The sequence below is a fragment of the Bacillus sp. M5A3_1b genome, from assembly GCF_053345335.1.
Genome location: NZ_JBKEZY010000001.1, coordinates 367,355 through 388,554 on the forward strand (window position 1 = coordinate 367,355; position 21,200 = coordinate 388,554).

28 protein-coding genes are annotated in these 21,200 nt (G+C 36.1%); 4 read left to right on the forward strand and 24 right to left on the reverse strand.

Going from position 1 to position 21,200, the window contains the following annotated elements; translation table 11 throughout:
- Positions 1 to 49: 49 nt before the first annotated feature.
- Entirely contained in the window at positions 50 to 898 is an 849-nt protein-coding gene (glcT, locus tag ACLBWW_RS01835) for a glucose PTS transporter transcription antiterminator GlcT (protein WP_048546230.1), read from the reverse strand.
- Between the two features lie 165 nt (positions 899 to 1,063).
- Here glcT and ACLBWW_RS01840 point away from each other — a divergent pair, with 165 nt between their 5' ends.
- The gene (locus tag ACLBWW_RS01840) at positions 1,064 to 1,870 is read left to right on the forward strand and encodes a Cof-type HAD-IIB family hydrolase (protein WP_048546232.1); all 807 of its coding nucleotides are present in this window, start codon (positions 1,064 to 1,066) and stop codon (positions 1,868 to 1,870) included.
- 70 nt (positions 1,871 to 1,940) lie between these two features.
- On the opposite strand, the gene phnF is transcribed toward ACLBWW_RS01840, so the two are convergent.
- From phnF to scpA, 6 genes are all read right to left on the reverse strand, one after another.
- Entirely contained in the window at positions 1,941 to 2,672 is a 732-nt protein-coding gene (gene phnF, locus ACLBWW_RS01845; protein ID WP_002194085.1) for a phosphonate metabolism transcriptional regulator PhnF, read from the reverse strand.
- Positions 2,602 to 3,390, reverse strand: coding sequence for a glucosamine-6-phosphate deaminase (gene nagB, locus ACLBWW_RS01850; protein WP_001024205.1), 789 nt, complete (start codon positions 3,388 to 3,390; stop codon positions 2,602 to 2,604). Before nagB ends, phnF begins: the two co-directional genes overlap by 71 nt.
- A 4-nt stretch (positions 3,391 to 3,394) precedes the next feature.
- Positions 3,395 to 4,537 (reverse strand): N-acetylglucosamine-6-phosphate deacetylase, encoded by a 1,143-nt coding sequence (gene nagA / locus ACLBWW_RS01855; protein ID WP_002107769.1) that lies wholly within the window; start codon positions 4,535 to 4,537, stop codon positions 3,395 to 3,397.
- 207 nt (positions 4,538 to 4,744) lie between these two features.
- Complete coding sequence (locus ACLBWW_RS01860) at positions 4,745 to 5,647, reverse strand: ComEC/Rec2 family competence protein (protein WP_001257286.1); 903 nt, start codon at positions 5,645 to 5,647, stop codon at positions 4,745 to 4,747.
- Positions 5,648 to 5,725: 78 nt separating this feature from the next.
- Complete coding sequence (scpB, locus tag ACLBWW_RS01865) at positions 5,726 to 6,298, reverse strand: segregation/condensation protein ScpB (RefSeq protein WP_000375162.1); 573 nt, start codon at positions 6,296 to 6,298, stop codon at positions 5,726 to 5,728.
- 158 nt (positions 6,299 to 6,456) lie between these two features.
- On the reverse strand, positions 6,457 to 7,200 hold the full coding sequence (scpA, locus tag ACLBWW_RS01870; protein WP_001199757.1) for a segregation/condensation protein A: 744 nt from the start codon (positions 7,198 to 7,200) through the stop codon (positions 6,457 to 6,459).
- Between the two features lie 169 nt (positions 7,201 to 7,369).
- Here scpA and ACLBWW_RS01875 point away from each other — a divergent pair, with 169 nt between their 5' ends.
- Both ACLBWW_RS01875 and ACLBWW_RS01880 read left to right on the forward strand, forming a co-directional pair.
- Entirely contained in the window at positions 7,370 to 7,465 is a 96-nt protein-coding gene (locus tag ACLBWW_RS01875; protein WP_000510194.1) for a YjcZ family sporulation protein, read from the forward strand.
- 97 nt (positions 7,466 to 7,562) lie between these two features.
- Complete coding sequence (locus ACLBWW_RS01880) at positions 7,563 to 8,081, forward strand: DUF309 domain-containing protein (protein ID WP_048546235.1); 519 nt, start codon at positions 7,563 to 7,565, stop codon at positions 8,079 to 8,081.
- Positions 8,082 to 8,101: 20 nt separating this feature from the next.
- On the opposite strand, the gene ribT is transcribed toward ACLBWW_RS01880, so the two are convergent.
- The 3 genes from ribT to ACLBWW_RS01895 all read right to left on the reverse strand — a co-directional run bounded on the left by ribT (position 8,102) and on the right by ACLBWW_RS01895 (position 9,376).
- On the reverse strand, positions 8,102 to 8,470 hold the full coding sequence (gene ribT / locus ACLBWW_RS01885; RefSeq protein WP_000908397.1) for a GNAT family N-acetyltransferase RibT: 369 nt from the start codon (positions 8,468 to 8,470) through the stop codon (positions 8,102 to 8,104).
- 67 nt (positions 8,471 to 8,537) lie between these two features.
- A complete protein-coding gene (locus tag ACLBWW_RS01890; protein ID WP_002008447.1) occupies positions 8,538 to 8,720 on the reverse strand; it encodes a hypothetical protein in 183 nt (60 codons plus the stop codon).
- A 218-nt stretch (positions 8,721 to 8,938) separates the two neighbouring features.
- The gene (locus ACLBWW_RS01895) at positions 8,939 to 9,376 is read right to left on the reverse strand and encodes a peptidylprolyl isomerase (RefSeq protein WP_000853789.1); all 438 of its coding nucleotides are present in this window, start codon (positions 9,374 to 9,376) and stop codon (positions 8,939 to 8,941) included.
- Between the two features lie 187 nt (positions 9,377 to 9,563).
- Between ACLBWW_RS01895 and ACLBWW_RS01900 the strand changes: the two genes are divergently transcribed.
- On the forward strand, positions 9,564 to 10,430 hold the full coding sequence (locus ACLBWW_RS01900; RefSeq protein ID WP_000850509.1) for a DUF1002 domain-containing protein: 867 nt from the start codon (positions 9,564 to 9,566) through the stop codon (positions 10,428 to 10,430).
- A 31-nt stretch (positions 10,431 to 10,461) separates the two neighbouring features.
- On the opposite strand, the gene ACLBWW_RS01905 is transcribed toward ACLBWW_RS01900, so the two are convergent.
- The 14 genes from ACLBWW_RS01905 to dacF all read right to left on the reverse strand — a co-directional run bounded on the left by ACLBWW_RS01905 (position 10,462) and on the right by dacF (position 21,084).
- Positions 10,462 to 11,265 (reverse strand): Cof-type HAD-IIB family hydrolase, encoded by an 804-nt coding sequence (locus ACLBWW_RS01905; protein ID WP_048546236.1) that lies wholly within the window; start codon positions 11,263 to 11,265, stop codon positions 10,462 to 10,464.
- A 96-nt stretch (positions 11,266 to 11,361) separates the two neighbouring features.
- Positions 11,362 to 12,834, reverse strand: a complete 1,473-nt coding sequence (gene spoVAF / locus ACLBWW_RS01910; RefSeq protein WP_048546238.1) for a spore germination protein SpoVAF — start codon at positions 12,832 to 12,834, stop codon at positions 11,362 to 11,364.
- Entirely contained in the window at positions 12,821 to 13,390 is a 570-nt protein-coding gene (locus tag ACLBWW_RS01915; RefSeq protein WP_001254416.1) for a stage V sporulation protein AE, read from the reverse strand. Before ACLBWW_RS01915 ends, spoVAF begins: the two co-directional genes overlap by 14 nt.
- A gap of 5 nt (positions 13,391 to 13,395) precedes the next feature.
- Positions 13,396 to 13,746, reverse strand: coding sequence for a stage V sporulation protein AE (spoVAE, locus tag ACLBWW_RS01920; protein WP_000345909.1), 351 nt, complete (start codon positions 13,744 to 13,746; stop codon positions 13,396 to 13,398).
- 3 nt (positions 13,747 to 13,749) lie between these two features.
- Positions 13,750 to 14,766, reverse strand: coding sequence for a stage V sporulation protein AD (gene spoVAD, locus ACLBWW_RS01925; RefSeq protein ID WP_048546242.1), 1,017 nt, complete (start codon positions 14,764 to 14,766; stop codon positions 13,750 to 13,752).
- Positions 14,767 to 14,779: 13 nt separating this feature from the next.
- Positions 14,780 to 15,238: a stage V sporulation protein AC gene (gene spoVAC, locus ACLBWW_RS01930; protein WP_000147730.1), complete on the reverse strand. Its 459-nt coding sequence runs from the start codon at positions 15,236 to 15,238 to the stop codon at positions 14,780 to 14,782.
- 14 nt (positions 15,239 to 15,252) lie between these two features.
- The gene (gene spoVAB, locus ACLBWW_RS01935) at positions 15,253 to 15,669 is read right to left on the reverse strand and encodes a stage V sporulation protein SpoVAB (RefSeq protein WP_048546243.1); all 417 of its coding nucleotides are present in this window, start codon (positions 15,667 to 15,669) and stop codon (positions 15,253 to 15,255) included.
- Entirely contained in the window at positions 15,662 to 16,282 is a 621-nt protein-coding gene (spoVAA, locus tag ACLBWW_RS01940; RefSeq protein ID WP_048546245.1) for a stage V sporulation protein SpoVAA, read from the reverse strand. The genes spoVAB and spoVAA overlap by 8 nt, the downstream gene beginning before the upstream one ends.
- 116 nt (positions 16,283 to 16,398) lie before the next feature.
- The gene (locus tag ACLBWW_RS01945; protein ID WP_000016829.1) at positions 16,399 to 16,497 is read right to left on the reverse strand and encodes a methionine/alanine import family NSS transporter small subunit; all 99 of its coding nucleotides are present in this window, start codon (positions 16,495 to 16,497) and stop codon (positions 16,399 to 16,401) included.
- Positions 16,497 to 18,023, reverse strand: coding sequence for a sodium-dependent transporter (locus tag ACLBWW_RS01950; protein WP_048546247.1), 1,527 nt, complete (start codon positions 18,021 to 18,023; stop codon positions 16,497 to 16,499). Before ACLBWW_RS01950 ends, ACLBWW_RS01945 begins: the two co-directional genes overlap by 1 nt.
- Positions 18,024 to 18,160: 137 nt before the next feature.
- Entirely contained in the window at positions 18,161 to 18,919 is a 759-nt protein-coding gene (sigF, locus tag ACLBWW_RS01955) for an RNA polymerase sporulation sigma factor SigF (RefSeq protein ID WP_000350733.1), read from the reverse strand.
- Between the two features lie 12 nt (positions 18,920 to 18,931).
- A complete protein-coding gene (spoIIAB, locus tag ACLBWW_RS01960) occupies positions 18,932 to 19,372 on the reverse strand; it encodes an anti-sigma F factor (protein WP_048546248.1) in 441 nt (146 codons plus the stop codon).
- A complete protein-coding gene (gene spoIIAA, locus ACLBWW_RS01965) occupies positions 19,373 to 19,723 on the reverse strand; it encodes an anti-sigma F factor antagonist (RefSeq protein WP_000059133.1) in 351 nt (116 codons plus the stop codon).
- Between the two features lie 170 nt (positions 19,724 to 19,893).
- Positions 19,894 to 21,084 carry a serine-type D-Ala-D-Ala carboxypeptidase DacF gene (gene dacF, locus ACLBWW_RS01970; protein WP_000831992.1) on the reverse strand — a complete coding sequence of 397 codons (1,191 nt, stop codon included), beginning with the start codon at positions 21,082 to 21,084 and terminating at the stop codon, positions 19,894 to 19,896.
- Positions 21,085 to 21,200: the final 116 nt, after the last annotated feature.

The following is a 21,200-nucleotide window of genomic DNA, read 5'->3' on the forward strand; positions in this document are numbered from 1 at the left end:
TCAATGATTTTTTTTAACGTTTTCATTTTAGACAAAAATATATGTCTTTTTACACATGCTCTGCTTTCACTAAGCGCTGCAGGTGCATCGTTAAATATATGCTCTCTGCTTCATACACAGGAAGTTGCAATTCTTTTTGCATGACCTTAACTAGCTTCCAAGCTAAATTATAACAGACGGGATATTCCGCCTTTAATAAATCAGCAAAACTTTGTGATTCCTCTACTTTCTCCCCTTTTTTCACCCGTTCAATAGCATATTGTAAATGACGAATAAGGCGTAAGTAGTGGATACTTTCTTGGTCTAATGTAATTTGTAAGTTTGTCTCAATTAAAGATACAAGATGTGCAATGAGACGGGAGTTTTGATTAACTGAAGATAAATCTGAATTTGTAAGTGAACTGTAAATATGGAGTGCAATAAAACCAATTTCTCCTTCTGGCAATGTAATTTGCAAACGAGAATTTAAAAGGTCTACAACACCTTCAGCAATTTCATATTCCTCTGGATAGAGCATTTTCGTTTCAACTAAAAAAGGATTATCAATTGTAAGTCCTTGTTTTAACCGCTTAATCGCAAAAGAAATATGATCTGTTAAAGCGATATGAATATGTTCATTCAATGGTGATTTTGCTTTTTCTTGAATGTAGAACATAATATCATTCATTAATTCGATTAATTTTTCACTCACATGCGGCACTAACAGTTTGTATTGTTCACGATCACGTTCATTTTTTAAAACAAACATTTTTTCAATTTGTTCTTGCTCCAATATGTCTTTCGCTTTTTTCCCAAATCCAATTCCTTTACCGATCACTACTACTTCCTCATGTTCAGGATGGCTAGCAATGATGACATTATTATTTAAAACTTTTTTAATTTCTAGATAATTACTCATATAACACCACCCTCGTACTTAAATAGCCTGCTTTTATGTTACAGAACATTCTTCTTTGTCGTCAATATAAAACATCTACCATTTCATAAAAATTCGTTTTTTAGACATGTTTATATATGATGCGTATAATGTAAGAGCAACTGTACATAGAAAGGGGATAACAACATGATTAAAATGTTTGTAAGTGATATCGATGGTACAATGATGCAACACGGAGGGTTAATTGACGAACAGGATATTGTAGCACTTCGTAGTCTTGCTGAGCAAAATGTTATTCTTTGTTTCGCTTCTGGCCGACTGGATAATGAAATTGCAGACTTAATGAAAGCTGTAAATACAAATTTCCATCGTATTAGTGTAAATGGTGTTTTCGTGTACACACATGAAAACAAGCAACTATTATCCGCAACATTCGATTCGAGTATTCTACCTGATCTGTTAGCAATGACAAATAAAGATCCTTATTTTCGTTATGTAAGTGATGAGCATAATTATTACATTGAAGAGAAAACACCGTTCATTCATGAGCTTGAACAACAAGTAGCGATGACTTCTGTTGAAGAACCGCATCTATTACAGAAAATTGATGATACAATTTTTCCAAATAAAATCTCTGTCGGTGGAACAAAGGAAAGCTTACAACTCCTTCAGAAAAAAATTGATGAACAATTCCACGGAAAAGTTAGTACATTCATTTCAGCAGAACAATGTTTAGATGTAATGCCACCTAATATTAGTAAAGGGGCTGCTATTTCTGTTTTATTAAAAGAGTTTCAACTACAACCAGAGGAAGTTGCTTGCATAGGGGATTCTTATAATGATATCCCGATGTTTTCTTTAACTCCTCACAGTTTTGCTATGTCTCAAGCAGATGACGCAGTAAAAGAACACGCTCACTATGTAGTAAATACAGTTAAAGATGCTGTTAACCACGTAATTGCTCATAATAAAAATACGACTCACTCCTTATAAGGATGAGTCGTATTTTTTCTTTACATGTTAAACAATTTGACATTAACTGTACTTCACAAACTGAAATATATTATTTGTTACGTGCGATGTTTGTAATAAACTTATAACGATCCCCACGATAAATACATTTCACATACTCTAACGGTACTTCACCTTCTGAATATGACCATTGACGCATTACAAGCACTGGCGCCTTTTTAGGAATATGCAGATGTTCAGCTTCATTATCCGTTGCAATTGAAGCTTCAATTGATTGAGTAGCGCTAACAAGTTTAAAGCCCAGTTTTTTCTCTAAATGTTCATATAAAGATTGTTGCAATATTTCTTCGTTAATATCTTTTACAAGAGCTGGCGACAAATATGTCGTCTCAAAAGCAATCGGTTCATCATCAGCTAAACGTATACGCCTCACTTCATAAACCGACTCTCCCTCCTGTATTCTCAACCGGTCTGCTATTTTCGCAGTAGCTGGAACTAGGCGGAAACTAAGTAATTGACTACTTGGGTTCATCCCACGAGAAATCATATCTTCTGTGAATCCCGTCATTCCTTGCAATTTTTGTTCCACTTTCGGAAGTTGGACAAACGTACCGATTCCACGTTTCCGATATAAATAACCTTGTTCCACTAAATTATTAATCGCCTGTCTGATTGTCATACGACTTACTTCGAACTTATCGCAAAGTTCATTCTCAGATGGGATTTTATCTCCCGGCTTCCATTCGCCGTCCTCAATTAGCTGTTTCACCCACTCTTGAATCTGATAATAGATCGGAAATGGTGAATACTTGTCGATGTTCATCAGCAATCGCCTCACTGCATAAAGATAGAGCTTCTTGATCAGCGATTACGGTTACATTCGGATGACGTTGTAAAACTGTAGCAGGACACGCTTCGCTATATTCACCTTGCAATAATTCTTTCACAGCTTCTGCCTTTTTAGAACCCATAGCAACAAGTAGAATTTGTTTCGCTTTCATAATGCTTCCAATTCCCATTGTAATCGCATGCGTTGGCACATCTTCTTCTTTTTCGAAGAAGCGAAGGTTTGCTTGGCGTGTAGACTCTGTTAATTCAACAATGTTTGTTGGAGAATTAAACAGTGTTCCTGGTTCATTAAATCCGATGTGACCGTTTTCACCGATTCCAAGAATCTGTAGGTCAACTGGGTTAGCAGCTAGAATGCCCTCGTAACGTTTGCACTCTTCCTCTAAATCACTTGCCATCCCGTTTGGTACATAAGTTTGTTTAAATGGAAGATGATCAAACAACTGTTCTTGCATGAAATAGTGATAGCTGTTTTTATCTTCATGTGGTAAATTTACGTACTCATCTAAGTTTACAGTGGTTACACGGCTTGTATCAAGTTTATTTTTTCGCATTTCTGCATAAATACCTAATGGAGAGCTTCCTGTAGCCATTCCTAATGTTGGATTTTCTTTTGTTTTTACAACTTCTTCAATTAATTTATATCCTGCTTCTGCTAGTTCTTCTGGAGTTTTTACAACAAGAATATTCATTTAATTACTTCCCTTCCTTCATATGAATTCCTAAACGAACCGTATCATATACATGTAAATCTTCATTCATCACAACAAAGTCTGCATCTTTTCCTACCGCTAATGCACCTTTATGATTTAACCCAAACTCTTCTGCTTGGTTAACTGATGTCATCAGTACTGCATCTTCGATTGAACAACCTGTAAATTCAATTACATTTCGGAAAGCTTGATCCATTTTTAGAATACTACCAGCTAACGTTCCATCTTCTAATCGAGCACTACCATCCTTTACATGTACTGGCTGTCCGCCAAGCTCATATAATCCATCTTCAAGACCTTTTGCACGCATTGCGTCAGTAATAACACTTACTTTTTTCGGTCCTTTTAATTTATATGCTAATTTCACCATATCAGGGTGAATATGAATACCATCTGTAATTACTTCAACCATTACATCTGGATTTAATAACACATGACCAACAACTCCTGGTTCTCGATGATGTAATCCACGCATTTGATTGTATAAATGCGTTGCATGTGTAATGTTTCTATTTTTTAGTTGCGCATCAATTGCATCTGTATGCCCCATTGTGCCAACAACACCAGTTTCAGCAAGATACTGCTCAAACTCTAACGCACCTTCTTCTTCAGGTGCATATGTTACTAATTTAATTAGATTCCCGCTTGCTTCCTGCCATTGTTTAAATTGTTCAATATTCGCAGGAACAATATGTTCAAGTGGTTGTGCACCTGCACGTTTTTTTGAAACATACGGTCCTTCTAAGTGAATATATTCGAAATGTGCTCCTTTTTCTTTTGCTTCCTTCGCAGCATGTAGTGCCGCTTCGATTGCTTCTGGAGCTTGTGTCATTGTTGTTGGAAAGTAAGTTGTAACTCCTTCTTTTAACATTTCTTTACCTAGAGTTACTAATCCATCGCTATTTGCATCCATCGCATCAATATCGTATCCACCATGAATATGAACATCAATCATACCTGGAATCACAATCTTCCCTGCTGCATCTAAAACCGCTTCATTTTCTTGTGATACATATTGAGCCATCAAACCAATTTCTTTAATTGTTTCTGCGTAACGAATAAATCCGTTTTCCACTACTTCTTGACCTGTATAAATTTTGGCATTGATGACAACTTGCGTTTTCATTTTCATCGATCCTTTCCCATGAAATACCTACTTGTTATTATTACCTTATTCGCCTAATTCCATCTTAATATATGCACGAGTAGTTGTCTAGACATTCGAATGAAATTTCCTCTTTGTTTAACAAAAAGGAAACTTAGTACGTCTCTTGCAATTATAATATATGTTATTCAGTTTTCCAAAAAGGGAGAATATCCCCTATCATATTACTCACTTAAGTAATGGCATTAATCCACTAGAGCCTATTGTAATATGCTCGCCGTCTGTTTCCATTTCTACTGTACGTTTATTTGTTCCATATATCATTATACCATGCTGTTTTAAGCGTCTCACTACACTTTGATGCGGATGTCCATATGGATTTCTGCTTCCATATGAAAGAATCGCAAACTGTGGTTCTACTTTTTTTATAAACATTTCACTTGTTGAAGTATAGGAGCCATGATGTCCCACCTTTAACACATCTGCATGTACATCAAATTGCTTTAATATTTCAGTTTCCGTCCGCACATCAGCATCACCCATTAGTAAAAAATCCGCTTTTCCGTATCGTACCTTCAACACAATCGAAGATTCATTATTTTCATCTTTTGATTTCCCATTGTTTAATACTTGTATGGAAACATGCGGATCTAGCGGTATGTATTGTCCCTCTTTTACTGAAACGAAAGGAATTCCTCTTTTTTTAATATGATTCCGGTATGTGTGATACGTAAAAGAACTATATGTTTTTCCACTATCTAATATAAGCGATACCGGCATTTGCTCTACAATCGGAATAAGTCCTCCAATGTGATCCATATCAGGATGCGTACTGACGATAGCATCTAAATGGTTAATCCCTTTTTCGATTAGTTTTTGAATGATAACCTCTCCGGCTTCATAAGGTCCCCCGTCAATTAACATCGTTTGTCCATTTGGCAATGTAATAAGTGTCGCATCACCTTGTCCAACTTTTAAAAAACTCACTTTCATTTTACCAAAATGTTGCCGCTGCATATGTAAAGGAGACGCGGTATGAATAGACATCATATATCTTTTAGCCGATGCACTATTTAAAGAAAAGCATAACAAAACAGAAACTAACAATAATATACCTCGCATACTTCTCATAACTCGTCTCCTTTTTTCAATTAGTATGGCACGGTATATAATTGATATACAAAAAAAGCTTAGCAAAATGCTAAGCTTTTATTTCGATATCTCCTGTAAAGAACCAAAGAATAAATCTGCTTCATTCATTTGTTCATTCTCTTCAGAAAGTGCCGGTAAATCATCTAATGTTTTCAATCCAAATGTATCCAAAAATTCTTTCGTTGTTCCATATAAAATAGGACGCCCTGGCCCTTCTGCTCTTCCCATTTCTTTTATAAGTAAGTGTGAAACTAACGTTTGTAACGCCTTATCAGTTTTCACCCCTCTAATCTCTTCCATTTCAGTCCTTGTAATAGGTTGACGATATGCCACAATCGCTAACGTTTCTAAAGCAGCTTGAGAAAGTGAAGCAGCTGTTGGGATATCTATTAATTTTTGATAGTACGAAGCATGTTCTTTCTTTGTAGCAAAACGATATACTTTTGCATACTGTACAATTTGCAAACCGCGGTGTGCACCTTCACATTCTTTTTGCATTTCTTCTAAAATATCGATTACTTCATTTCCTTCAATCTCAAGCACTTTCGCTATTTGTTCTGGATAAATCCCTTCATCACCAGAAACAAACAAAAGCCCTTCAATGATTGATTTCTGTTCTTTTCTATCCATTTTACGAGCTCCTTCCTCCAATTTTCTCCATAAAAATACACATCAAAAAACCGAATCACAATCAATGCGTTCGGTTCAATATTTTTTCTCTTGTTCCAAACGATACATTCAAACCTAGCATGAGATATATTATTTCCATCCCATTTTCCATACTAAATCTATGCAGATTTAGTAGAGCTTGATACGAAAATTTCATCAAAATTATGTTCTTGTTCAATTATGATTTGTTGATTTTTCATAAGCTCAAGAACCGCTAAAAATGTTACAACCATTATTTCCCGTTCATCATCAACAAACAAATCATAAAAACTTTGACGACCACCTTGTATTTCTAACTGTTTTAAAATATCAATCATGCGCTTTTCAATTGGTATTTCTTGACGAGTAATACGTGTTGTTACAGGTTTCTTTGCTTTTTTACGGCGCATTAACTTTTGAAATGCCGCTAGCATATCATATAACGTAACATCAAGAGGCAAGTTTGTCTCCTCTTCTTGTTGTAACGATGTAAAATCAATTGGCGGACGTGTATATAGCTGTGCTCTTTCTTGTTCTCTTTCTTTTAGCTCAGTAGCAACTTGCTTATATTTCTTATATTCAATTAACCTCTCCATCAATTCTTGACGAGGATCATCTATAAAGTCATCACCGTTATCAAGTACATCTTCTTCATGTTTCGGCAACAACATTTTACTTTTAATTTGTAATAAAGTCGCAGCCATTACTAAATACTCACTTGCAACATCTAATTGTAGTTCTTTCATCGTATGAACATAAGATAAATATTGCTCTGTAATTTCCGCTACAGGAATATTATATATGTCAATTTCATAACGATGTATTAGATGTAACAATAAATCTAAAGGCCCTTCAAAAGCCTCTACTTTAAAATTATACTGCACAAAGCATCCCACCACATTTTTTCTATAACAACATAAGTATAGAGCATACTCATGTTCTATCCAACCTTTTTAAGAAATTTAATTAAAAATAGACCTATGCCTATATCATCATGCCCACCACTTCATATGATAACAGTGTAGTAAGAACAATGTAGGAGGTCAAAAAACTATGGGTCACGTTGATTGCGGTTTTAGCGGTGGGTTCGCATTACTTGTTGTATTGTTTATTTTACTAATTATTGTAGGGGCAGCTTGCTTCTGCTAATATGAACAATAACGACTAGGGACAATTCCCTAGTCGTTTATTGTTTATATTTCTATGATACACTTGTATTTATAACCGTTAAACAGGGGTGAAGAAAATGTATCCTACCGAATACATACAATTTTTAATTCATTTTCACGGAGATTATGATTATTTTGAATGCCACGAAACACTGGAAGAATATTGGAAAACAAAACCGAGAGGAAATCGTGATAATTATTTAGTCGGTCTTATTCAAATTGCAGTTTCTTTATACCATCAAAGACGCTCTAACTGGAATGGCGCAGAGAAGATGATGAAAAGCGCCATAACGATTTTAGAAAAAAACAGTGCACCTTTACTACGTTTAGGAATAAATCAGACACAACTTCTATACTTACTCCAGGATAGATTGCAATCTATACAGAAAGAAGAGAGTTTTACACCGTTATTTTTACCGTTATCGGATACAGCATTAGAACAGCACTGCATGGAATTATGTCAGAAACAAAACCTTCCTTGGAAAGACGTGAATGCTACTTCTAATGAATATATAATACATAAGCACACATTACGTGATCGAACAGAGGTCATCGCTGAACGAAACGAACAATTACAAAAAAGAAAGCAGAGATAATAAACCACTTATCTCTGCTTTTACGAATGTATATTTTGTTCTAGCCCTTTACACTTTTTGCAAAAACTTGCTGTTTGCTCATTTCCGCAAATTGTAAACTCAAGAAATTTACTCTTTAACTCTTGAACCATCTTCGTCCCAATACCCATATGACGATGAGACGGGTTCACACTCAAATGCTGAATTTCCAACACTTGATTCTCTTTTTTTACAATCCCCATTATCCCAACAAAATCTTCGTTTTGTTTCCACAAATACAATTGCCAATCATCCTTTGCTTCATAATCTTTCATAGTCAATTGTAATGTTTTCACATCTTTTTCAGTTGGCATAAATGAAAGAAGCCCCATTGCAATCTTTTCATAACTTTTTTTAAAACGAATTAACATAACCCTTATCCCTTCTTACAAAAGTTACAAACTATTAATCCCCTCAACCACTCTTTTCATATCACATTCATTTTACAATATTTTCAACAGAGTGAGAAGGGCCTAAAACAACTTGATAATCATACAAAGCGAAAAGAAGAAAGTCAAATATATGTTTCAGTACTATTTTTTCTAAGTAGATTAACAAAGAAACGCTGTTATATGAAAGTAAAAAGAAACATCCACCGCTCATTACCACTTCAATATTCATCACCTGAGAGCAAATGAATTCTAGCAAAATTAATGTAATAAAAATATTTATTGAAACATGAAATCTAATGTATTCTATGTAATTTGTTAAAATTTTGTTCTTATAAGCGCCATATTTTCGCTACAATAACAGTACTACTTGTATCATGTACTGCAAACGAAATACCCATTCCTATTAAAAAACAAAAAAGAGAGCCATAGCTCTCTTTTCCCATTAACTTATTCTTCCCAAACTTTAACTTCTTTCATTACATCGCCTTGACGCATGTTTAATACTGTTTCAATACCGCTTGTTGCTTTACCGAATACAGTATGTACACCATCTAAATGCGGTTGTGGCTCATGAACAACAAAGAATTGGCTACCGCCTGTATTACGGCCAGCATGAGCCATAGAAAGTGAACCTACAAGGTGTCTATGAGGATTTCCATCAGTTTCACATGGGATAGAGTAACCTGGGCCACCTGCACCTGTTCCTGTTGGATCTCCACCTTGGCTTACGAAGCCAGGAATAACGCGGTGGAATGTCACACCATCATAAAATCCTTGCTCTGCTAGTTTTTTAAAGTTTTCTACTGTTTTTGGTGCCTCTTCTGGGAAAAATTCTAACTCGATTTTTTCACCATTTTCCATTAATATGTATCCTAAAGTTTTCATACGTATATGTCTCCTTTCAACTATCTCAGCACTATATTACCACATTCATGACTAGAAACAAAAAGAATCCGACAATCTAGATACTTCTTTTTCGAAATGTGGAAAAAGCTAGGTGACAAATAAGAAATATATACTATAATAACTGTGTTGCCCGAAAATTTTAGAAAGAGAAAGGGAGCGATTTTTCGTGAAAACGAAATTACTAGCTCTGCTATTGGCTGTAACGGTATTTATGATGCCAACAGCTTCGTTTGCAGACATCATCGAAGGAGAATCAATTGTTACACTAGGAGAAAACTTGTCTGAACAACAAAAACAAGATCTGTTAAAAGAAATGAAAGCACCAAAAGATGCTACAATCATTACTGTGTCTAATGCGGAAGAACATAAATTTCTAGAAGGGATTGTTCCAAAAGCCCAAATTGGTACGAGAGCAATTTCCTCTTCTATGATTACATACACAAAGCCAGGTTCTGGTCTCATTGTACGTTCAAAAAACATTAATTCGATAACAGATGCAATGTACACAAACGCACTTATTACAGCAGGTGTGAAAGATGCAGAAATTCAAATTACTGCACCATTTAAAGTTTCAGGAACTGCTGCTTTAACCGGTTTAATGAAAGCCTATGAAACAACATCGAACAAAGCAATTCCTGAGGAAGTAAAAAAAGTAGCCAATGAAGAAATGGTGCAAACAGCCCAGCTCGGCGATAAAATTGGTGAAGAAAAAGCAGTTCAACTTGTTGCAAAAATTAAAGAAGAAATTGCCAAAGAACAGCCAAAAACGACTGAAGATTTACGTTCATTAATTAAAAAAATTGCGGATCAACTTGGTATTACATTAACGGATGAACAGTTAGATAACTTAGTTGCGCTATTTGATAAAATGAAAAATCTTAATATCGATTGGAATCAAGTTGGCAGTCAGTTAAATAAAGCAAAAGAACATGTTTCTGCCTTTTTAGGATCTGAAGAAGGGCAAGGTTTCCTAGATAAAGTTAAAGATTTCTTCTCAAGTATCATTGATTTTGTTAAATCGTTATTCAAGTAAAAAGAAGCTCGTCAGTGACGAGCTTCTTTTTTTATACAAGTAATGGCAATTTCATAACAGCTTCTTCGACCGAACGAACAATATAATTTGCCTTATTCTTCACATATGGATGAGCATGATGTAGAGTAAATGAATGCGGAGTTACTTCAAACATAGAAATATCATTGAAAGAATCTCCAATGCATGCAACTTCATTTGCTTCAATTTGTAAATGTTCCATTAGTCGCCTTAAAGCACTCCCTTTACTTACTCCCCTTGGCATAATGTCAACATAGCGTTTACCAGACATAAAAACTTCCGCTTCGCTCTGAAATGTATCTCGTAACTCTTGATCTAATGCTGCAATTGTCTCTTCTTCCCCAAAAACAAACAATTTCGCAGGATGTACAGTCTTACCAAATTCCTCTTCTAATGCTTCTATCTCAGCAATATGCACGCCCATATACGTTTCAAAAGTATGATGATGTTCATTCTTTCTTTTTGTATACCGTTGCTCATTTGCACAAACAATATCTGCTAGTCCCTTTTTATGGATATATCGATATATTTCCTGGGCAATCCCATCTTCAAAACTTGATTCATGAAATATTTTTCCATCCGGCAGTAACATCGTTGCTCCATTTAAACTAGTTGTGTAATACGGGAATGCAAACCTATTTACGACTTCATCAATTCGATGAGTAAAGCGGCCAGAGGCAAAACAAATATTTGTCCCTTTTTCAGCTAACCAACAAAGTGCACGTTCATCTTCTTTTTGCATATGATTCACATTGTAAACGAGCGTATCATCTAAATCACTTACAAATAATTTAATCATGTCCTCTTCCCCTTCCATACACAATATCTACTCTAAGTGTACACAAAAAATGTTTGATTTTTGTTAAAAAACAATAAATTTTTGCTAAAAAAATAAACGGGTGTATAATCCCGTTTATTTTTGTCTTTTTACATTTTGAGGTCTTACAATACTTGGTCGTACTTTTAAACTAGACATCGTCGGGCGAAGTAGAATTTTTGTTAATGCACCCCAATCAAATGGTAAAAACGGCCATAAATAAGGCGTTTGTAAACTTTTTATAGACGTTAAAAATAAAATCAATATCGTCATACCAATTACAAATCCCATCTCATGGAAGAGACCTGTTAAAATAATAACAAACAATTTTCCAACTTTATTTCCTAATCCTAATTCATAACTCGGTGTTGCATATGCACCGATCATAGAAACTGCTACATACAAAATAACTTCTGGTACAAACAAACCTACATCGATTGCTATTTGACCAATTAATATAGCGGAAATTAACCCTGCAGCAGAAGATAACGGCGTTGGCGTATGAATGGCTGCCATCCTTAAAAACTCAAGTCCGATTTCGGCCATCAACACCTGTAATAGAATTGGTAAATGTGTCATCTTAGTCGGTCCAATGAAAGCAAGGTTTTCTGGTAAAAGAGTTGGATCAAATACAAACACTAACCAAAATGGTAGTAAAAATAAGGAGAATAAGACACCTAAAAAGCGTACCCAACGTAAAAATGTACCGACAGCTGGATTTTGTCTAAACTCTTCCGCATGCTGTAAATGGTGGAAATATGTTGTTGGAGTAATCATAGCACTCGGTGATGTATCAACTAGTACTAACACATGTCCTTCTAATAAATGATTCGCCGCTACATCCGGTCTTTCTGTATATCGAATAAGCGGGAATGGATTATAGCTTTGCTTTACAACAAATTCTTCCACTGTTTTATCCGCCATCGTAATTCCATCGACATCAATGTTATTTAATTCTTGCTTTATAATCTTTACTAAATCTGGATTTGCAACATCTTGAACATATGTAATACAAATATCAGTTTGAGACCTATCTCCTACTCGAATCATTTCATTTCGAAGACGTGGATCTCGAATTCTCCTACGAATTAACGCTGTATTTACAACGATATTTTCAACAAATCCATCCCTCGCACCGCGTACTACTTTTTCAGTATCAGGTTCTGTCGGTGTTCGTCCTGGATAGCTGCGAACATCTATTGCGAACGCTTCCGTTTCACCTTCTACAAATATAACGATAAGTCCTGATAATACTTGGAGCATTACCTCATCCATCGTTTTCACTTTGCTTACTTGTTGATGGATTAAACGATTCTCTAAAAGCTTCACTGTATCTTCTTCTACATCCCTTATCTCATTTGTATCCACCGCTTCTTCTAAAATAGGGATAATATAATTTGTATCACAAAGCCCGTTTACAAATAACACACCAATTTCTTTATTTAAAATTTGAAATTTACGAATGCCAACGTCGTATGTAACACCCAGTCCAGCTGTTTGCTTTAAGTAATTTTCATTATCACTTATGAAAGATGAAATAGGGATATCCACTTTTTTAGGCTTCGTCATAAAAACCACTCCTTTCCAAAATTAATTGAATCGCTTTTCTAGTAATAGGTGATCCTCTCTCCCATTCATCGTTTCCACACATCTTACCGATATCACCAACTCCCACAATGACAGGAACATTCAGATCATCTAAACAATAAATTGTATCTCCGCTAATTCTGCCAATTTCACCATCTGGAAGTCCAAATTTATCAACACCGTATTCGGTTAAATTCCCGTTTCGATCTACACTGACATCTACACGTGCCCATTCCCAATGATGTGTATTAGACGCTACTGCCAAAATCCCCAGCACATCAATTTGTTTATGTGTGGCTACATATTTTAAAGCCTTTTCACCAGATCCTTCTCCAATAAATCCACTGTCATCAAACATGACAAATACAGGGTCATATGGCGTTTGCATAATAAGCTCAACAACTTTCTTCCCTGTCAATTTGGTTGGATTACTTTGTGATGCTGAAATACACCTTCCCCCAAATTCCTTCGTTAAAAGCTCAATTGTTCGCTTTGCATATTCATCTCCATCTGTGACCAAAACAACCCTTCGTCTCATTTAATTTATCCTTTCGGTTTACATATAAGTGCTACAAAAAATGAAAATAATATCGCTGCAGAAATGCCTGCAGATGTTAAACTAAACATACCCATACCAATCCCAATATATCCGTGTTTTTCTGCCGCATGCATTGCCCCATGTAATAGTGAATGTCCAAAACTTGTAATAGGAACTGTCGCCCCAGCACCAGCAAACTTTATAAGCTTATCGTACAATCCGAATCCATCTAAAACTGCTCCTATAACTACAAAGGTAGCCATTAAATGGGCTGGTGTTAACTTTGCGAAATCTAACAATACCTGTCCAATTACACAAATGGCGCCTCCTACAAGAAATGCATATATAAAATCCACAATTCACTCTCCCTTCACTCTCTCAAATACGACACCATGTGCAATTGTTGGAATGGTTTCTTTCTGCTGCATCATCGTCGGACTTAATAACGCACCAGTAGCAACGACAAAAATTCGTTGTAAGTTCCCTTTTTGCATCTCGCTTAATAAATGACCATATGTGACAACAGCTGAACAAGCACAACCACTACCACCGGCAAATACTTCTTCTTGACCGGGATCATAAATCATTAATCCGCAATCATTATATATATGCCCAAGATCATAACCTTCTTCCAGTAACAGTTGTTTTGCTATTGGTGTCCCAATAGCTGATAAATCACCGGTAACAATCAAATCATAATCTGCTGTACTTCTCTTCAAATCTTCAAAGTGTTGTTGAATTGTATGAGCAGCAGCAGGTGCCATCGCCGACCCCATATCTAAAGGATTCGCAATCCCTAAATCTTGCACTTTTCCAATCGTAGCTGCCGTAATTTTAATAGCACTTTTTTCTTTACTAATTAATATGGATCCCGCACCTGTAACAGTGGAATTTGCTGTTCCTGGTTTTTGTCCCCCATACTCTGTTGGATAACGGAACTGTCTTTCAGCCGTTGCATTATGACTACTTACCGTCGCTAAAACACGATTTGCGAATCCACCATCTATAAAGGCTGATCCAACAGCTAAAGTCTCCATCGAGGTTGCACAAGCGCTAAACATCCCTAAAAAGGGAATCCCCCACTTACGCGCAACATAATTTGCTGTCACTGTTTGATTTAATAAATCACCCGCTAAAAAGAAATCAATTTGTGATGTTTTTACATTTCCTTTTTGCAAGACTTGTTGAATTGAATCTGACATTAATCTTCGTTCAGCAAGTTCCCAGTTTTCCTCTCCGCAATGTAAATCATCATATGAAATATCAAAATCCTTCCCAAGAGGGCCCTCAGCTTCTTTTGGACCGACAGCAGTACCGGTTGCATTCACATAAATATCATTTTGAAATACCCACGTTTGTTTTCCGGTCAACCTCATACTAGCCCCTCCTTTAAGACATAAAAATGTTAAAAGTATATCTTATTAATCCAATAACGTATGCACCAACGACCCCAAAAACGATAACACTTCCCGCTAGCTTAAACATATTTGTAGCAACCCCAAGCACAATTCCTTCACTCTTATGTTCTAGCGCAGCGCTCGCCATAGAATTCGCAAATCCCGTAACAGGTACGGCCGATCCCGCTCCAGCAAATTGACCGATTTTATCATATACACCACAACCTGTTAAAATCGCCGATAATAATACAAGCGTTGCAACTGTCGGATTTCCTGCCTCTTGTTCACTGAAATGAAAATAATGTATATAAAATTTCATCAATACTTCTCCGACAGTACAAATGAATCCACCTACAAGAAATGCCTTGACACAATTTAGGAAATAGTTTGGTTTTGGATGGTACTCCTTCACTTTATTTATGTAATCATCCTTTAGTTTTCGCCCTGTCATTTATATACTGCCTCCTACTTTACGAAATAAATCCAGTGAAACAATGAGCCTATTACTTTGCCAAGTACAAGAGCAACGAGTAAAACAACGATTTTCCCTTCTATCCCTACTCGTTTCGCTAAAATAGGTAAAACATTTAACACTTCTGTTAATGCGGCTGCAAGCATTCCAATGAATGTGCCACAAAATATTCCTAATATAACAAGCCAATATTGCGACGTTTGAAATGTAATGTTTTTCAAACTACACCAAGCTCCTGTTAACGTACCTGCAATAACTGCCCACTCAAAATATTGAATATGCTTTCCACTTCTCGTTAATTGAGCTAGACGGGGGATTATACCAAGTACAGCTAAAAATGCGACATATCCGCTACCCACTGCAATTCCTCCCGCTAAACCAATTAAAATAACAAGCCCAGACTCAATCATCGGCAAGTTGTTTCATATTGTCCTTGTTTTCATGAACAATTACATATTGGTCAAGTGACTGCTGATATTGGAACATCTCCACTTCTAACGGACTCGGCTCTTCATTAATTCGCTTTTGAAATACATGATTAAAAAATAAGACCATACCTAACCCAAGACCTACTGAATAAGGAATTTGAAATAGCAATGGCTGCGCCTTAAATTCTCCCGTAATCATGTAATATAACCGCTGGTGCACTTGTTGCATGCTTACATCTTCATGGAAATAAATGATCGCAAGAGCAGCTCCAATAAAAAGTAACAACCATACAAGTCCGAAGAAAACCGGATGTACTTTCTTTTTTTCATATATAATTTCAACAAGAGTTTGTCCAGAACCGAGTAAATTAATTTGTATATGAGCCGCTTTTCGCCTAATAATCTCAATAATTTTCATAACATCAATTACAACATGCGTCTTATCATGCGCTGTTATTTTGTAAACTACCTCATCCTGTAACGACTCAACTACCACAGTATCTCCGGCAAGTTGAGCGACATCACGTAGTTTCACTTCATACGTAGGAGAAACTTTTAATCGATTACGCATTTTAATATAAATTGTTTGTTCCAATTTCTATTCACCTCTTCACTCTTCCTCGTAGTTGTAGTATGGTTATTGATTTTTTTTCTAATACAATTTTTTCATAAAAAAACATCTGTACCGTTTCGGTACAGATGTTTTTTAGTTTATGCCTTTTTCTTAAATAAATTTGCAATACTTAATGCGAGTCCTCCCCAAATGACTACCATACCAATCACCATCATCATAATCGCTGATCCGCTCATTATGAAACACCCCGATCTTTCCATTCTTTTTCAAGCTTAGCAGAATCTGAATGTATTTGTGCATTCCATTTCTTTATACTAATGATTAATGCAACGATAAGGAAAGCTGCTGCAATTGACCAACCATATGTTACGACAAACTCCGTTGGATAATCTCCGTAGTTCTTTTTAATATTTTGGATTGTGCCATCAATTAACATGTACCCTAACATAAGCGGGGTAATAACGAGTAAACTTACTCTCCAAAACGTCCCTAACTTAATATCAGATACGAAGTTTGCATGATTTTGGTAAACTGGTAAACGGCGTAGAATGAGCCCTATCGTAACCACTTCCGCTAATGCAATTGAAATTAATCCGAAGTTATTAGCGAAATAATCAACAACATCTAGGAACATAAGCCCGCCACGTGTTGCAAAAACAAGAGAAACTAGTACGAGAAGCATCCCCATAATTCCAATTGTTTTTTGGCGACTTAAGCTGAACTTTTCAGATACGGCAGCAAAACATACTTCCGCAAGTGAAATGAGGGATGTAATTCCAGCAACCGTTAATGATAAGAAAAATAATACGCCAAATAACGGTGACATCGGTAACTCATTAATGATTTGCGGGAATACTACGAACGCAAGTCCTACACCGGCACTTGCTACTTTATCAACTGGTACTCCCATATTATTTGCCATAAATCCAAGAGCTGCAAAGACCCCAATCCCAGCTAACAATTCAAATCCTGAGTTTGCAAAGCCAGTAATAAAGGCATTATTTGTTGTATCTGAGTTTTTCGGTAAATAACTAGAATACGTAATCATAATTCCAAATGCTAAAGATAAGCTAAAGAAAATTTGACCATAAGCAGCAAGCCATACTTTCCCATCAAAAATACGACTCCAATCTGGTTTGAAGAATGCATCCAACCCTTGCATTGCACCTTCCATCGTCACTGCACGAACTACGATAATAAGGAACATAACAACTAATAAAGGGATGAAAATACGATTAACAACTTCGATTCCTTTTTTAACTCCTTTAAATGCTACACCGAGCACGATAATCCAAACGAGAGCTAATGGAATTAATACTTCCGGTACGAGCCCTCCAAACTGTCCAGGCTTATCTGCAACATGCAAATACTCTTTAAATAAAAATGATTGCGTGTCTTTCCCCCATGCTCCAGTAATTGCAAAATACGTATAGGAAATAGACCAAGCAATAATTACTGCATAATATGTTGAAACGATAAACGTTACACACATTTGCCACCATCCGATAAATTCAGCACGCGGACTAATACGGAAGAATGTAAGTGGCGCTGAACCACGATGACGATGCCCAAGAGCAAATTCAAACGCCAATAATGAAATACCAGTCGTTAATAATGCGAATAAGTACGGTAAAAAGAATGCGCCTCCCCCATTTTCATACGCTGTATAAGGAAAACGCCATATGTTTCCTAATCCAACGGCAGAGCCGACCGCTGCGAAAATGAATCCGGCCCTCGTTCCCCATTGTTGCCTCGTTTCCATACTTCCTTCCCCCTTTGTGACAAGTTCATACTTGGATTATATTTTAAATTTACTAAATTATCAATAAATTCTGTTAATTTTCACGAAAGTTTACAATCCCTACTAAATTAAAGTCATAAAAAAAATCGAATAGATAGCTACTCATCTATTCGATCTTTCATCTGTTTTAATATTTTCTTTTCAAGTCTTGAAACTTGTACTTGCGAAATACCTATGCGCTCCGCTACTTCTGATTGGGTTTGGTCTTTATAGTAGCGTAAATATACAATTAAACGTTCTCGATCATCTAATTCTCTAATTGCTTCTTTTAAAGCAATTTTATCAAACCATTTCGTTTCAGATTGATCAGCAATTTGATCTAAAATAGTGATTGGATCTCCATCGTTTTCATACACCGTTTCATGTATGGATGAAGGAGCACGACTCGCTTCTTGCGCCAGAACCACTTCTTCTGGCGTTAGTTCTAACGCTTCAGCTACTTCGTTAATCGTTGGTGCCCTTCCGAATTCTTTCGAAAGCTCGTCTCTCATCTTTCGAATTTTATTTCCTGTTTCTTTTAAAGATCTACTTACTTTCACTGATCCATCATCACGTAAAAATCGTTGTATTTCTCCAATAATCATTGGAACTGCATATGTTGAAAATTTCACGTCGAAAGATAAATCAAATTTATCTACCGATTTTAAGAGCCCAATACATCCAATTTGAAATAAATCGTCTGGTTCGTATCCTCGATTAAGAAAACGCTGCACAACCGACCATACGAGACGCATATTACTTTGAACGATTGTATCTCTCGCTTGTTGATCTCCATCTTGACTTTGTTGAATTAACGCTTTTAGCTCGTGGTCCTTTAACTGAGGTTTCTTCTTCTCATTTTTGACCTCTATGTCCATAGGCTATTCTCCTTAATTGCATAGAGCGTTACTATTTGATAAGTATTTTGTCAAATGGATTGTTGTCCCGAAAGATTCGTTTGAAATAACTTCTACTTCATCCATAAAATTTTCCATGATAGTAAATCCCATTCCGGAACGCTCTAATTCAGGTTTAGTTGTAAAAAGGGGTTGTCTTGCTTCATCTAAATCAAAGATGCCAATCCCTTCATCTCGAATCGTGAGTTTCACCATTGCTTCTTCCAAAATTACAGAAATATAAACAACACCTTCTGCATTTCCATCGTATCCATGAATAATTGCATTCGTAACTGCTTCTGACACAACTGTTTTAATCTCCGTAAGTTCTTCCATCGTTGGATCTAGTTGCGCAATGAAAGCAGCTACTGTAACGCGAGCGAATGATTCATTTTGACTTAATGCTGAAAATTGAAGGTTCATTTCATTTCTCATTTATGCCACCCCCAGCGTCGCGAGCGCATGCGCTTCACTTTCTTCTAAGCGAACAATTTTAAATAAGCCCGACATTTCAAATAAACGCTTAACAGGCGGTGAAATTGCACAAACAACCATTTCTCCACCTAATCCCTTTACATGCTTATATCGGCCTAATATAACACCTAAACCAGAACTATCCATAAACGATAAGTTCTCTAGGCTCAAAACAATATGATGAACACCATGTGTCTCAATCATATCTGTTACTTTCGTTCGCAACTCTTCAGCAGTATGATGATCTAATTCACCCGCTAGTCTCACACATAGGACGTCACGCTTTACTTCTAATTGCATGGAAAGACTCACACGATTTCCTCCTTATGCTCAAACTTTACTCATTTACATACATAAAGATTTTCGTGATACAACATAAGAATCCTTCCTGCTGACAAAAGAAGAACTATTTCGCCATAAAGTGAAAACATTCGGCAATTATTTACTTTCATACGAATAGAAAAGCGGCAAAATGTTTGCCGCTATTTTGATGTTGAAAACATCCCAAAACTTCTTTTAAATAACTCCCACCAGCTCGCTGCAGCAACATCTTCTTTTGCTACAATTGTTTGTTTTAATAAAACATCTTTATCTTTTTTAATAACAAGTGTACCAAGCGCGTCACCTTTTTTAATCGGCGCTTTCACTTTCTTTTCAGCAATTACTTCTTGCTTTACTTTGTCCATATTTTCGCCCTTCTTCATAAGAAGAGACACATTGTCTGACGCAACTAAATCTACTTTTTCTTTTTTCCCTTTTCCTACTTGTACAGTCTTAATTTTTTCGCCACGTGTATACAATTTCTTTGTCATATATTGTCCAAATGCATAGTCAAGAAGCTTTGTTACTTGATTATTCCGTTCTTTCGATGTAGGTGCTCCCATAACAACTGAAATAACACGCATGCCATTTTTTTCAGCTGATGCTGTTAAACAATATTTTGCTTCTGTCGTAAAGCCCGTTTTCACACCATCTACTCCAGGATAAAAACGTACTAACTTATTCGTATTCACGAGCCAAAACTTCTTATCCGTATCTTCTCGTAAATAGTCTTCGTATTTACCTGTATATTTGCGAATAAGTGGGTACTTCATCAATTCTTTTGCCATTATAGCCATATCATTTGCTGTGGAATAATGGTCTTTAGCCGGAAGACCTGTTGGATTTTGAAAATGAGTATTTTTCAGTCCTAAATCTTTCGCTTTTTTGTTCATCATATTTACAAAACCTTCTTCTGAACCCGCGATATGCTCCGCTACTGCAACAGACGCATCATTTCCAGATGCAATAGCAATACCTTTTAGCATTTCATTTACAGTCATCTCTTCTCCAGGCTCTAAAAAGATTTGTGATCCACCCATTGAAGCTGCATGCTCACTTGCTCTAACTTTATCGGTCAGTTTTAGTTTTCCTTTTTCAACTTGTTCCATAATTAATAGCATTGTCATAATCTTCGTCATACTAGCAGGTGGTAACTTCTCATTTGGATTTTTATCAAACAAAACTTTACCTGTATCTTGTTCAATTACAATTGCTGATGACGCTTGTTCCGCTAACTTCGGCGTTGTTTCTTCTGTTTTTTCCTGCTTCGTCTTCTCAGATTGTGCGAAACTAACTGAAGTACCAGAAAGCAATAACATGAAACAAACAAGTATTCCAAAAACTCGCTTCATGACTAACCCTCCATTCTATATCAAACCTATTTTTTCCAATTTGTTATTTTTTAATACCATATTTTTCTAATATTTTCAGTTGACAAATATATTCATCACCTATATTGTATTAAGTG

Coding starts and splice junctions, on each gene's coding strand:
- glcT (WP_048546230.1), bottom strand. CDS start 898: ATGAGTAATTATCTAGAAATTAAAAAAGTTTTAAATAATAATGTCATC.
- ACLBWW_RS01840 (WP_048546232.1), top strand. CDS start 1,064: ATGATTAAAATGTTTGTAAGTGATATCGATGGTACAATGATGCAACAC.
- phnF (WP_002194085.1), bottom strand. CDS start 2,672: ATGAACATCGACAAGTATTCACCATTTCCGATCTATTATCAGATTCAA.
- nagB (WP_001024205.1), bottom strand. CDS start 3,390: ATGAATATTCTTGTTGTAAAAACTCCAGAAGAACTAGCAGAAGCAGGA.
- nagA (WP_002107769.1), bottom strand. CDS start 4,537: ATGAAAACGCAAGTTGTCATCAATGCCAAAATTTATACAGGTCAAGAA.
- ACLBWW_RS01860 (WP_001257286.1), bottom strand. CDS start 5,647: ATGAGAAGTATGCGAGGTATATTATTGTTAGTTTCTGTTTTGTTATGC.
- scpB (WP_000375162.1), bottom strand. CDS start 6,298: ATGGATAGAAAAGAACAGAAATCAATCATTGAAGGGCTTTTGTTTGTT.
- ACLBWW_RS01875 (WP_000510194.1), top strand. CDS start 7,370: ATGGGTCACGTTGATTGCGGTTTTAGCGGTGGGTTCGCATTACTTGTT.
- ACLBWW_RS01880 (WP_048546235.1), top strand. CDS start 7,563: ATGTATCCTACCGAATACATACAATTTTTAATTCATTTTCACGGAGAT.
- ribT (WP_000908397.1), bottom strand. CDS start 8,470: ATGTTAATTCGTTTTAAAAAAAGTTATGAAAAGATTGCAATGGGGCTT.
- ACLBWW_RS01890 (WP_002008447.1), bottom strand. CDS start 8,720: ATGAATATTGAAGTGGTAATGAGCGGTGGATGTTTCTTTTTACTTTCA.
- ACLBWW_RS01895 (WP_000853789.1), bottom strand. CDS start 9,376: ATGAAAACTTTAGGATACATATTAATGGAAAATGGTGAAAAAATCGAG.
- ACLBWW_RS01905 (WP_048546236.1), bottom strand. CDS start 11,265: ATGGAAGGGGAAGAGGACATGATTAAATTATTTGTAAGTGATTTAGAT.
- spoVAF (WP_048546238.1), bottom strand. CDS start 12,834: ATGACGAAGCCTAAAAAAGTGGATATCCCTATTTCATCTTTCATAAGT.
- ACLBWW_RS01915 (WP_001254416.1), bottom strand. CDS start 13,390: ATGAGACGAAGGGTTGTTTTGGTCACAGATGGAGATGAATATGCAAAG.
- spoVAD (WP_048546242.1), bottom strand. CDS start 14,766: ATGAGGTTGACCGGAAAACAAACGTGGGTATTTCAAAATGATATTTAT.
- spoVAC (WP_000147730.1), bottom strand. CDS start 15,238: ATGACAGGGCGAAAACTAAAGGATGATTACATAAATAAAGTGAAGGAG.
- spoVAB (WP_048546243.1), bottom strand. CDS start 15,669: ATGATTGAGTCTGGGCTTGTTATTTTAATTGGTTTAGCGGGAGGAATT.
- ACLBWW_RS01945 (WP_000016829.1), bottom strand. CDS start 16,497: ATGAGCGGATCAGCGATTATGATGATGGTGATTGGTATGGTAGTCATT.
- ACLBWW_RS01950 (WP_048546247.1), bottom strand. CDS start 18,023: ATGGAAACGAGGCAACAATGGGGAACGAGGGCCGGATTCATTTTCGCA.
- sigF (WP_000350733.1), bottom strand. CDS start 18,919: ATGGACATAGAGGTCAAAAATGAGAAGAAGAAACCTCAGTTAAAGGAC.
- spoIIAB (WP_048546248.1), bottom strand. CDS start 19,372: ATGAGAAATGAAATGAACCTTCAATTTTCAGCATTAAGTCAAAATGAA.
- dacF (WP_000831992.1), bottom strand. CDS start 21,084: ATGAAGCGAGTTTTTGGAATACTTGTTTGTTTCATGTTATTGCTTTCT.